Origin of the sequence: Succinimonas amylolytica DSM 2873 (genome assembly GCF_000378405.1) — a bacterium.
Lineage (GTDB): Bacteria > Pseudomonadota > Gammaproteobacteria > Enterobacterales > Succinivibrionaceae > Succinimonas > Succinimonas amylolytica.
The window spans coordinates 204,805-217,860 of sequence record NZ_KB899638.1; the positions used below are offsets into that span (position 1 = coordinate 204,805).

Sequence of the window (13,056 nt, forward strand, 5' to 3'; positions counted from 1 at the left end):
AACACAAATGAGTGAATTTCTCGATCTCGTAAACAACCTCAGAACCAGCAACCAGCAGGTTGCCATTTCATCTTCTGCCGATCCGGCAAACGATTTTGGCAATGATGCCGTCAGGAATGTAGCAATAGCACTGCAAACCGGTCAGCAGGCTAATTCAGTGAATTTCGACCTTGCCAAAAGCTACATCACCCGGTTTTGCGATTCCTCGGTGAACAGCAGCGTTCTTTACAACGTAAGCGATGCGGCAAAGCCGTCATTCAATTATGCACGCAACTCCATCAGCATACCCTCCCGTTCTGCTAATCCGGGGCTTTATAACGATAAAGGTGCTTTCTACAATCAGATCTTTCACGAGGTATCTCACTATACACGTGCTCAGTTAGGAATCTCCGGAGTGATCAGCGGCACGCCTGAATATCAGAAGGAAGAAGTGATCGCTGAAATGACGGCCTGCAAAATGATGATGAACTGCGGATTTCCGGTTGATAATTTGAGGACATCAGCACGATACATTGATGCCTGGGCTAATGAATACGTTAAAAATCTGCCTGAAGCCGAAAAAGCAGCCGCTAAAGCGGAGCTTCTTAGCGATGCTGAAAAATCAGCAGATGAAGCCCTGAAACTCGTTCACCTCAATATCGGCATGAATCAGCATTACGAGACGAATCAGGATCTCAAAATGCGTCTCATTGTTCCTGCTGACGAGGTAAAACTGGCACTGGCACGTGGCGTAAGACAGGACGAAAAGGGCTATTACGTGCGGATCTCTGATGATTTCTCAAAATTTGAGCGGTGGTCAGAGAAGAATATGCTCGAAACAGCGATCCAGTATTCACGCAAGGCCGTCAATGAAGCCGCTCCTGAAATCAGAAAGGATAAGGAAAACGAACTGAACACAGCCATCCAGGAAGCTCAGAAGCAGGCAGAAGCCGAGGAAGCTCAGAAAGCATCGGTTGTTACCTCCTCTGCTGACAACATTGACCAGCGAGAAGAAATATCTGTTGCAAGCTCTGAACAGAGCAATGCTCCGAATGTCCCTGACAGCAATTCAGTAAATGCCTCCCTTATTGCTGAGATGCAAAGGATGCAACAGCGATTAGCGGAGCTTCAAAAACAGCTTGCGGCAACGCAAAAAGAAAATGAGGAATTAAGAAATGGACAACATCAACAGCGAGCAGAAAATGCAGGAAGGGCTGGAGAAAATTCTGGCGTTAACAAATCGGATAATGGAGAGATCTCAGGGAGACGTGCCGGAGAGCTTCAGAAGGACACATCAGGACACGGAACCGAGATTTATGTGGACAGTATGGGAATCTCACCTGATGAGAATGATAAGCAAACTCTGGGAGAGGACAGCTCGTCAGTGCTTTCCCCAAGAGCGGAACGAGGAGGCAATGCTGCTGAACGAGATAATGACAAGGTACTTCAATCAGGATTACATAGTGGCAGCAATGTCAATCATCAGCAATCAGGATCCGAAGCCGGCATTACTGGTAATTCTGGAAACTTTGAGGGATCACGGAGACTCGATTCTGATTCAGGACGAGATATTGAGGCTTCTGGACATTCTCAGAATGAGGTTTCATCAAGAAATCTTTACGGACAAGGAGATATTCCAAGAGCTGGAAATCGCAACGATGGATCAGTTTATGAAGGATTACGGCAATCCGATGGAAGCGACATTCAGATGGTGGAGGAAGGAAGATCCCGAACTGCTGACACGTCTGTATTACCAGGAGAGCAAACCGGGAATAGGGGATCGGCTGATAGATTTTCTGAACACTCAGATAATTCTAGGGCAGTTTCCGACAATTCAGGGCGAGATGATGGAGCAAATAGAAGCTCTGACAGACGAGGAGGAGAGGGACGAGAAACTGGCGGAAATCGAGGAACATCTGATCATGATGGCAGAAGATTATCCGATGGAACTTCTGGAAATGTACGAGAAGAAGGAGCTTCTGGACTATCTTCAGACGGAGGGAGACTGGTTTCCGAATCCGGACGTGGAAGATCCGAACAATTACAGGGGGAAATTCTTGGAGGATCGGGAAGCGTTCTGGAGTCAGCAGTAGCTTCGCAAAATACTGACAATGCGGTAAAGGAATCGGATGCCCAGGAGGTGCATCCGATTACAGCGGAACAAACTGAAATACGGGAATCATCAGCACAGCAGTCCGAAAATGAGGAAGAAGCATTCCCAAAAACGCAGGAAGAATATGATTCTTTGCGATATGTTGAGTTATCTGATCAGGAAAAACATGATGCTGTCACGATGGCTGTCTGGGAATGGGTAAGCTGGCAGGGAAGTCTAGCTGAACTGACTGAACAAACTGACGATCTCGTTAAACGTGAACAGCAACAGCAGTTTGAGAATATTCTGATTGATAGAGTAACAGAAAAATTATCAAAGTCAGGATGGGCATCTTTGGTTCAATTTGCACGCACACCGGTTGAATCACCATTTTATGACGAAAGCCGATTCGTAGCATTAGAAGAAGTGCTAGACCAGATTGATTATATTTATCGGATACATAAAGAAGAAATTAACAATGCCCTGTTTTCTGTTAATGAACAGCAGACAGATATTCAAGAACCACTAGAAGAAGTTGAAAAAACTCCTGTACCTGCTGAAACTCAGTCAAAAACTCAAAATAATTCCTCGTCTATTACAGAAGAACTCTTTTTGAAAAACGTTATTTATCATAGCATTTTAGATTGCGTTGAATTGTATGCTACGTACAATCAGAATATAACGGCCAAAATGTATCTTGATGGAACCTTGCGGCACAGTGACATAAAAGAGAGCACCGAGCAGAAAGTAAAAGATAATGTTGAATTAATTTACAGTGCTATAAAGAATCTTGACAATCCGAATATGTATCATCTTTTCGATGTTAATCATATTACAAATGCAGTAAGAACATTTTTGGAAAGTAATGATATAGACAAGGATGTTGGATTCATTAATCATCAAATTGAAAAAAGTGTAGAAAAGTCAAAAAAGGATAATCATTTCTTTGATTCAGACGCAATGCAGGAAATCATCGGAGAAATGCAGGAATCGCATTCCGGTTATCCTACCTATGACAAAGTATTAGCTAATCTGGCAAAAATACAGCAGCAGGCTTTAGCGGCTGAAGAAAATAACAAGGAAGCAAATACCGTAACTCAGACTGAAGCACAGGAACCAGTACAAAAATCTGAAGAACGGACTGAAAATGTTGTTTCCGAACCGCAGGATATTCCTGTACCGGAAAAAGACGCTACTGCTGAAAAGCAGGAAAACGCACCATCAGCACCAGAAGCAGATCCGTTTAACGATCTGGAATACTTATACAAAAACGGGCAATTCATTGATGATGATGCACGTCAAAGGGTAAGCATTTATCTCATTAAGAACGTCAATTTTGTAAATCATCCTGTAAACGGGGATTTTGGTTTTTGGTCTTATGATTTTAATGATAAGAGACTGTACCAGAATAGTTACCGAGTGCAGGAAGGTTTTCAGGGAATGTCACATGAAATACCGCAGAATTTCAGCAGATATTTACATGATGATTTAAGACGCAGATTCGGACTTACGCAACATTCAGATGCCGTTAAAACTGAATTGCAGAATGTTTTCTCCAATATCATGCTGGATCTGAGATTCAAATTCCAGAATAACCTTGTGAATGACGAACTGCCGGAGGTTAGGGAAAAGAAAGCAAGGCGGGGACGGAAGAAAACAGACCAAATTGATCTTTTTGACGATGCACTGAATCAAAATGCTGTTCCTGAAGCACAGGAAACCGCAGAACAGGCACAGCCGCAAGCTGTTTCTTCTGCCGCTCCTGAATCTGCTCCTGCCGCCGAAGCGGAACTGGAAAAGCCGGAATTTACAGTAGCAGATAATTGGGAAATTCATGATGATGATAGCAGGGCAACAACTCCAGTAGATCGTTTTGTACGAAACCTCGAAGCTATTGAAACGCTGCGTAAGATTCAAAATGAAGGAGATCGCCCGGCAACTAAGGAAGAACAGGAGAAACTCGCTCAGTTTTCTGGCTGGGGCGGTTTAGGCTCTCAATTCTACGTCAATGACAATTCCTCTTCATTGGAAAAGGAACGCCGCCAGAGACTTATGGATCTTTTGGGCGAGGAAGAATTCTACAAAGCACGAGCCTCATCCATTACCGCATACTATACCGATCCAGTTGTTGCCAGGAGCATTTATCAAGCATTAGAAAACGCCGGTTTTAAGGGGGGAAACATCCTTGAACCTTCTTGTGGCACAGGTATCTTCTTCGGCACAATGCCTAGAGATATGATGGCTAACAGCGTCATTAACGGAGTAGAACTTGAACCAACTACAGCCCAGATAGCTCAGAAACTCTATCCAACGGTGAAAATCAAAAATTGCGGCTATGAAAAATCAGGACAGCGGAATGACAGCTATGATGTCGTTATCGGTAATGTTCCTTTCGGTAATTTTTCAGTAGTTGACGGTAAGTATTCAGATAAACGGGATCTGATTCACAATTACTTTATTGATAAATCAATCGATCAGGTAAAACCCGGTGGAATTGTTGCATTGATTACGTCCTCCAGCACATTAGAAGATAAGGATCCGGAATTCAGAACCAGAATAGCAGAAAAAGCTGAACTCATGGGAGCGATAAGACTTCCTGATAACGCATTCTCGCACACAGGGACTAATGTGCAGACAGATATTTTGTTTTTCAAAAAACGCAAGGAACGTATTCAGAATGTTTCCGAAACAGAAAATCCATGGATCGCTACTACAAAATATCAATTACTGAATTCTTATTCCAACTCTAAATCTCTGTTCCTGCAAAATGTTTATGATAGCGGAAACTGTAATAATTCAAAATTTATAAACAAAGTTGAACTAAAGGATCGTTTCTATAAAAATGTGTCCTGGGCTGATTGGAAATCGAAAGACAATGACTTTTTAATTGAAAAGTCACTTCCTTCATTGAATGATTATTATCGCCAAAACAGTGCTATGTGTATTAACTATAATACGCTTAACAAGAATCAGTATGGCAAATTACAGCTTGCAACAACAGAATCATTAGATCTTAAACAAGATTTAGATAACAAAATTCAGCTAATTCGTGGTACGTTTTCTGCTGAAGCATCGAAAGAAGAAGGAGTTAAAAAACTCGATCCCGAAGATTATCCTGAAATTAAATACTTTTCTTTTGGAATAATTGACGGAAAAATTTATCACAAGCGACCATCAGGAATGATACTTGCCGAAGGTTTGAAAATTAATGAAACAGATTCAAAAGCAAAGGAAACTATAAAAGATATTTCAGGTTTAAAGAAATGTCTGGAGCTAAAACAAATATATTTTCAAACACTTAATGCAATGTTAAGCGATGCAACTGATGATGAAGTAAAAAATCTTCAGTCTGAATTAGTTGATAAATACAATCAAGTTAGAGAAGAGTTAGGTATCAAAAAGGATGCTTCATTGTTTTTAAGTAATGCAAATGCAATGAAGGCATTCCGTCTTGACAGTGAATTTTCCAAGATTAAGGTAATGGAAAACATAAAAGATGTTTACGAGCCTACAGTTAAGACAAAAACTACTACTGATAAGATCTCTGGAGAAAAAACAACAGAACAAGTAGAGGCCACTAAACATATTAGATTGTTCACTGGATTATCAGATATTTGCAAAAAAAGAGTTTTGCACAAATATGATACATCATATCATGCAGATAATTCTATCAGTGCTCTTGACTTATCACTTGGTGTTAAAGGATATGTTGATTTCAGTTTTATGTCACAAATATCATCAAAGCCTGCTGATGATATTAAAAAAGAACTCTCAGATAATAGTCTGATATTCCGTGATTTAGATGATGCCGATAAATGGCTGCCAAAGGAGGAATTTCTTTCAGGAGATATACAGGCAAAATTAATTAAGGCAGAAAAACTCCAAGAATCTGACACAAGTTTTGCAACTGAAGTGAAAGCTCTCAAAGAAGCAATGCCTCGTCCTGTCAAGTTCGATGAAATTGACATCGGAGTTTCTTCTCCCTTTGTGCCAGTAGATATACTAGCTCGGTATGTAGCTCAGGAAATGGACTGTTCAGAATCTGATGTTAATGTAACACGTAAACTATCAGGAGAATATAGCGTACTTCTTCGAAGAGTTGGTGCAGGAGCAATGAGTTATAGTCTCGATGGCTTGAAATTGAATGAATTTGTTTCAAAGGTTCTTAATCATAAACCCATTGCATTTTTCCATGATAAAGAACATAAAAATATTGACAAAGAGCGTACTTTCGCTGGAAACATAACGTACCGAGAACGTTTTGAACAAAATTTCAAATCTTATATTTCAAAAATATCCGCAGAGGACAGGATAAGAATAGAAGAATCTTATAACCGTTCATTTAACACAATAGTTCATCGTAAATATGATGGTAATAAGCTGTTATTTGCAGGTATAAGTTCGGAAATTAAATTGAGAGATCATCAGAAGGATGCTGTCGCACGTTGCATTTACGGTGGAAATACGCTACTTGCTCATGAAGTAGGAGCGGGAAAAACCTTTACCATATGTGCTGCCGCAATGGAGATGAAAAGGTTGGGTTTATCTCAAAAACCGTTAATTGCTGTACCTGGAACTGTTGTCGGACAATGGGAAGATGAATTCCAACGGCTTTATCCTAATGCAAATATTCTTGTTGTAAAAAAAGGCGATATGTCTCCCGGTAGCATTAATTCTACGATAATGAAAATGGCTCTCAATGATTGGGACTCAATTATCATATCTCATGGTGATCTTGCGAAAATACCGGTTGCTAACGAAACCATAGATCTTGTATTGCATGAACGAGAGAAAGAAATACGTCAGATTGCCGATGAAGACGATGATTTAACACCAGGTCAACGAGAAGAATTTATTATCAGCAATATGAACAAGCTCCATAAGAGAGTTGACAAAATCAGAGAAAAATATGCCAATGGCAATGCCATTTTGACAATGGGCGATATTGGCATTGATAAGCTGTTCGTTGATGAAAGTCACGAGTTTAAAAATCTGAAGGTGGAAACTACTCTTGATAATATTGTAGGACTTTCAAAAAGCGAAGCTCTGAAAACCGAGGATATGTTTATAAAAACCACATATCTCAATAATAAATCAAATTATCATGCAGTGTACTTTGCGTCAGGGACACCAATTTCCAATACATTAGGAGAACTGTATTCCGTTCAGAAATATTTACAGCCGCAAATTTTAGACAGCAGCGGATGTAATACTTTCCAGAAATGGGCAGATACTTTTGTCAATATAACTTATGACCGGCAGGTAAGCATGACCGGCAAAACGTTAAACATGAAAATGCAGATGAAAGAATTTAAAAATATTCCTGCACTGTTAAATATGTACTGGAAATGCGGTGATGTTGTCATGACTGATGATCTGGGGTTAAATCTCCCGAAAGTGGAACGTAAAAACGTGATCATCAAACCTACTGAAAATCAGGAAGAACTGATTGAAAGAATCACACAACGCATGGCAGACGTTGAAAAGAGACGTGTTGATCCTAAGAAAGACAATAAGCTCTGTATTGCCGGAGATTCCCGGAAAATAGGGATGGATCCCAGACTGCTGCGAGAAAAAAATCTTGAACGAATGGGCATGACAGAAGATGAAATCGGGCAGGGGAACAAAATTGATACAGTATGTGCCAATGTTTACAAGATATACAAGGAAACCGATGCTCAGAAAAGCACTCAGGTTATTTTCTCTGATATCGGAGTGCCAAACAAAGACGGATACTTCTCTGTATATGACGAAATTAAAGATCAGCTCATCCAGCGAGGCATTCCTGCCAACGAAATCGCCATAATTCACGATTATCCAAAAGATGATGATAAAAAGGCATTATTCGGCAGACTTAATGCGGGAGATATACGAGTTGTTATCGGAAGTACCGGCAAACTTGGAACTGGCTGTAATTTTCAGAAAAAACTCATAGCCGCACATCACGTGGATGCACCTTGGAGACCTTCTGACATCACTCAGCGAGAGGGACGCATTAAACGCCAGGGCAACGAAAATTCCAGTGTTCAAATCTTCACATATGCAACTGAGAAAACCTTTGATGCTTATATGTATGACACGCTTGCACGCAAGCAGGAGTACATCAAGACTATTTTCTCAGGTAAAGAAAAGATACAGCGGACTGAAGATCTTGGAGAGGTTGAATTGGATTATCGTTCCATGAGAATAGCAACTTGCGGAGATCAAAATCTCAAAAAGAAGCTAGAGCTCCTGGACAACATCAAGAACCACAGGATGATTAAATCAGCCGAGGAGGATAAGTTACAGAAATTTAAGGACGAAATTTCATTCCTGCTGCCCAATAGGATTGAAGCAAGCAATAGGAAAATTGCCGAGTATTCATATGCTGTTGAACTCAGAAAGGCACATCCTCCAATTATTAATGAGAAGGGCGAACGTATTTTCAGCGGGTTTGAAATGCCTGACGGACGAGAACTGACAGATAAGAAGGATATGATGACATGGCTGCAAAATTCACGTCCCGGCCATATAGGCAGTTATCGGGGATTTCAGATTTATAAGTTCTATCTCAGAGATAACGGTACAGGAGATATGACTTACAAGATTGGCATTACTCCCAAAAAATTTGACTCTCTCCTGGAACAGCAGAACTTTGGCAATGAGCGTAATAATACGACACTGATATTCGGTGGCATAGAACATAACTGGGATTCAAGAATCGATAAGTGGGCAGATAAACTCGATGATGAACTCAAATTTGTCGAAGAGAAGCAAAAGGAAATCAATGACGCATCCATCACCATTCAAGCCATAGAGAAGGAAATTCAGTTTCAAAGCGATCTGATTGCCGAGGCTCAGAAAGAGTATGACGAACTGGAATCACAGTCTCAGACTAAATCTGAAGATATGGAGCAATTTGATTCTGAAAAGGCTGATACCTCTGCACTTCAGGACGTGGAATGTGACAGTAGCGATATTGTTGAACTGCTCAATGAACGAGAAAAGGATGATGAGGAAGAATCTCAGTACAGCCTGCCAGAAGGTTACGAGGATCAATACTATGAACCAGTAGGGCAGGAAGCTCAGGATCTGATACCAGAGGAGGACAAACGGCATTACATTGACGTGCCCTTCAATGAAAAGAATGAAGCCAAGGCTTTAGGTGCTAAGTGGGATCAGGAAAACAAGGGCTGGTACGTTCCGGAGGGCGTAAACATGGCAGATTTTGCAAAATGGCCGGAAAAGCAGAAGTCTGAAATGCCTGCACGGGAATACATCAAAGTGCCGATGAAGGACAAGGACGAGGCAAAGGCTTTAGGAGCTCGCTGGGACAAGGATAACAAGCTCTGGTTTATTCCGAAAAATGCCAATGCTGATCTGTTTGCAAAATGGCCAAGAACCTCAATTGCCGAAAAGAAGGCCGAACAGGAAAGGAAACCGGTTTACTCTCCAAGAGTAACTCTTTATGTGCCGTTCTCCAGAAAGGACGAGGCAAAAAAACTTGGTGCTTACTGGGATGTAAGAAGCAAACAATGGACGTGCAAAGCCGAAGATAAGGCTAAGTTTTCGGAATTCCTGAAACCTCTTCCCAAGACGGAAAGTAAGGTGCGGGAAAACACCGACAGGATTAACCATGACCCTAATGTTCAGTCTGCTATGCTCCGGGATCTTGCTTCTGCAGGAGTGCGGATCGATGCTGTATCCATACAAAACACCGGGAAATGGATCAGGGTTCCTTTGATTGACGACAAGCCCGGAGAAAAAACCGGTATGCTGGCCATCCACCTTGACGGTGTTCCCACTATGAAGTTTGTCAATTTCAGGCATCCGGAACTTTCAATACCGATGAACACAGAGAACAAGGTGCGTTTGTACGTAGGAGATCTTGAGCAGATCAAACAATCTCCGCAGGCCGGAGACCGCCTGAAAACCGTTACTGAAGAAGCCAAGGCACGAATAGCGGCAAATCAAGCTGCAAGAGAGGCCGAACGTGAGAAAGCACAAAAGTCTGCTCAGGCAAAATCGGAGTATTTTTCCAAAATGCCGCCTGCAAGCGAAAACTCTCAGTATCTCGTCAGCAAAGGGATTAAACCTTCTCCGGATCTGCACCAGAATCAGAAATCAGGGGATCTCTTTGTGCCGTTCTATGACGCCGATGGCAAAATCAAGACCACTCAGATAATCCATGCCGATGGCAGGAAGCAGTTTATCGAGGGCGGACAGAAGGGCGGAGCTTTCCATCCCCTGGACGGTATTCAGAGTCTGGTAGAGCGGGATACTATCTACATTTGCGAGGGGTACGCAACTGCAAACACTATCAGGGCAGCTACCAAGGAAAAAATGGCCGTGGTAGCTGCCGGAGACTGCGGTAATCTTCTCAGTGTGGCAACCGCAATTCATGAGAAATTCCCGGAGAAGGCGATAGTGATAGCCGGAGATGATGATCGTTTCAATGAGGTAAATTCCGGCAGAAATCACGCCGAAAGCACCGCTAGGGCGATAGGAGCATCCGTTGTGTTCCCTGATTTTGACGGCAATTCAACCGGAACGGACTTTAACGATATGGCCAAAGAAAAGGGCATTAAAGCCGTGCGTGAAGTGCTACGGAACGAGTACCGACAGCACCGATCCGCAGCCGAGGCAGCAGTTCCCGAAAAACATCCCGAAAAGGCAAAGAAATCAGGGTACCACCGTTAATCGTTGATTATGTTGTAACTGAACAGCGGAGAGGCCACTCTCCGCTTTGGAGAAAGATTAAAAATGACTGATAACAAAAACAATGCCTTTGAGGGCGATGATTTTCTGGATAAATCCTTTGACAAGAATCCTAGCGATATTATGTCTATGAGCGATGATGAATTACAGCAGGTTGCCCCCCAGACAGAGCAGGACTCTCAGGAAAATAATATAGCGTGGGAAAACGATCTTAAAGAATATGAGAGCGAATTAGCCAAAAAGGAAGATTGGATCAACGATATTATGAACTCTGTGCCTGAGCAGGCCGCACCAGAAGATACTCAAGTCAAGCCTGATAATATCCAAGAAGAGGAACATGAAGAACAGAAAAGCAAAGTTCAAGATGTGACCAATATGAATTGGCAGCTTAGAGAGGTTGATGGGAGGCCTCATGAGTATTTCATTCGTTTTGATAATCTTGAAATCAATAAACATAACAAGGGCAGAGGGGCAACGTCTCCCATTGTAAAAGCCTCATTAGAAAACAAGGTATATACATTTAAAACAGAATCAGGATCAATTTATCGTTTTTCTGCTAATAAACTTTCTGGTGAGCACGTTTCATCATCTCATTTGATATTACAAACACGTTATGGTTGTGCTGAAGAAATCGAAGAAGAAAAAGCTGAAAATGAAAAAATTGCACAGTCAGAAAATAAAAGCGAGGGGCAACCAGCAGTAAACTCAGATAAAACGTCAAAAGAAAAAGAAGTAACCATCGAATACGATCAGTCTGAACATCAGGAACAGACTGACGAAATTAACGAACAAATTAAACATGAAAAACAGCAGAAACCGGATCTCAACCTCAATGAAAAAAAAACAGAATCTATATCAGAGGCTTTCAGGAATCTGTTTGATGCCAGCAAAGAGGCGGTAAAGAGCGGAGCTACATATGCAGTTGATAAAATTTCCGATTACCTGAAAGGAGATCCAGATATTGGACAATTAGAAGATGCTGAATATGACAAGAAAAATAATTCGCTATCATTTGGTAGCAAGATTAAGACAGAATCAGGCGATGAAATAAATGCAAAATTCATCATCAAGAACATGAACAAGGGTACAAAGGGAATCGCAAAAAAACTTGCGAAGAACAAGAAAGTAAATCCCGAAAGATCCGTTAAGACAATCGGAGATCTCAGCAAAAGAGGCACTATTAAGATCTGGGTTACGACACCAGAAGGAAAAAAAGTCTGTGTCTATGAACTAAAAAAAGGCCTTTTGAATACAGCAACAGGGTTAATGCATGGAAAAATACATCCTCAGCCCGAGCTTGGATGGGACGAAAAGAAAATAACAGATTTTGCTGCGAAACTCGGTCTCCCGGTTAAGCGGAAGAATGAGCAAAACGTTGATATTGTGCTGGATGATAAACAGCAAGCAGACAGAGATTCAGACATTGACCGCATGAAAGCACAACACCATGAAGATAAGGCTAAAGTGGAACAGGAAAAGCTCAATAAACGCAATGCCGATGCCTTTCAGAGTTCAGCTCAGTCTGATACATCCCAGAGCACAGATGAGAATATCAGCATAGCTTCAGATAATCAGAAGATTCAGAACGACATTGACGAGGTGCATATGGCAGGACAGCACCTAGAGAAGCAGGAACAGAGAGCCAATTCTGGCAATAAGGCGGAAAAAGCAGGAGCTAAAACCGATCCGGCAAAGAAGGTTCAGAACGGAAAAAGCGTTATTCAGGAAGATGTGACACCGTATAAAACCATTGGTGTAACTGTTCATCCCCATGATTTCCAGGAACTTGAAAATCTAGGAGCCATGTTCGATATGAAAAAAGAGAAATGGGTTGTTCCTAATGAGCCTAAAGTGCTGGCTGATGTGGAGCGTTTTCTCTCCCCAGAAGAAAGCGGGAAGAGACGTGCTAATGAAATAGCGAATTACCGCAAAAAACAGCATGAGCAGAAGCAGGAACAGCAAAAATCTCTGGGCAAGGGCAGAGGCAGATAGAATGTTATGGTTATGACAAAGCAAGAAATAAACGGGAGATATATGTGAAAAATCTTTGTCAGGCAATGGTGTAAAAAGAAGTAAAGCCACTTCGATTGTGGTCAACGTTAAACATCGAAATGGCTTTACTACGAGTTGTCATAAATTATCATACATTATTTTTCTCTTTTTGGCAATTCTTTTTACTGAAGAGGTCGAACATTTGGGAGTAAATACTATTTTGTGTAAACTGTGATTTAACTCTTAAAAACCAACTTCTCCATTCTCTCTTTTGTAAGTGGTAGTTGAAGAAATTC

2 protein-coding genes are annotated in these 13,056 nt (G+C 41.5%); both read left to right on the forward strand.

The window, feature by feature from the left end; all coding sequences use genetic code 11:
- The first annotated feature begins 7 nt into the window (after positions 1–7).
- Positions 8–10,750 carry a DUF5710 domain-containing protein gene (locus F557_RS0113660; protein ID WP_019002784.1) on the forward strand — a complete coding sequence of 3,581 codons (10,743 nt, stop codon included), beginning with the start codon at positions 8–10 and terminating at the stop codon, positions 10,748–10,750.
- A 63-nt stretch (positions 10,751–10,813) separates the two neighbouring features.
- Positions 10,814–12,760 (forward strand): hypothetical protein, encoded by a 1,947-nt coding sequence (locus tag F557_RS0113665; RefSeq protein ID WP_019002785.1) that lies wholly within the window; start codon positions 10,814–10,816, stop codon positions 12,758–12,760.
- Positions 12,761–13,056: the final 296 nt, after the last annotated feature.

Coding starts and splice junctions, on each gene's coding strand:
- F557_RS0113660 (WP_019002784.1), top strand. CDS start 8: ATGAGTGAATTTCTCGATCTCGTAAACAACCTCAGAACCAGCAACCAG.
- F557_RS0113665 (WP_019002785.1), top strand. CDS start 10,814: ATGACTGATAACAAAAACAATGCCTTTGAGGGCGATGATTTTCTGGAT.